Origin of the sequence: Streptomyces alkaliterrae, assembly GCF_007097205.2 — a bacterium.
Classification (GTDB): domain Bacteria; phylum Actinomycetota; class Actinomycetes; order Streptomycetales; family Streptomycetaceae; genus Streptomyces; species Streptomyces alkaliterrae.
Window position 1 is genome coordinate 1 of sequence record NZ_VJYK02000761.1, and the last position, 385, is coordinate 385.

1 protein-coding gene is annotated in these 385 nt (G+C 61.8%); it reads right to left on the reverse strand.

Annotated features, from left to right (window positions below; translation table 11 throughout):
* Positions 1 to 351 (reverse strand): hypothetical protein (locus tag FNX44_RS29390; RefSeq protein WP_228450363.1); only part of this gene is annotated, 351 nt, incomplete at its 3' end.
* Positions 352 to 385: the final 34 nt, after the last annotated feature.

The following is a 385-nucleotide window of genomic DNA, read 5'->3' on the forward strand; positions in this document are numbered from 1 at the left end:
GTAGTAGGCGGTTGCGTCGGGCAGCGCGCCATCATAGCTGCTGCGGCTGTCCCAGTAGACGACGCCGGCGGAACTGAAGACGCGGCAAACAGCGTTGCCGGGATAGCCGACACGAAGACCGACGGTGGTCAAGTCACCCGTCATCGTATCGCCAGCTTTGTTCAGCTTCTTGGCAGGGTCAAAGTTGCCGCTGGTCCAGATGGTGCCGCCGGCCGAAAGGGTGGCGGTATACCCGCCCGCCGAGTTGGTGAAGTCGAAGTAAGCCCCGTTTTTAACGACGGAGGAGCCGGTATCACCCAGCACCAGGATTCCGTTACTGGCTACGCCGTTCCATCCGTAAGAACGCAGCATGGCCCCATTCACCGCCAGTGGCCCGGTGAAGGTG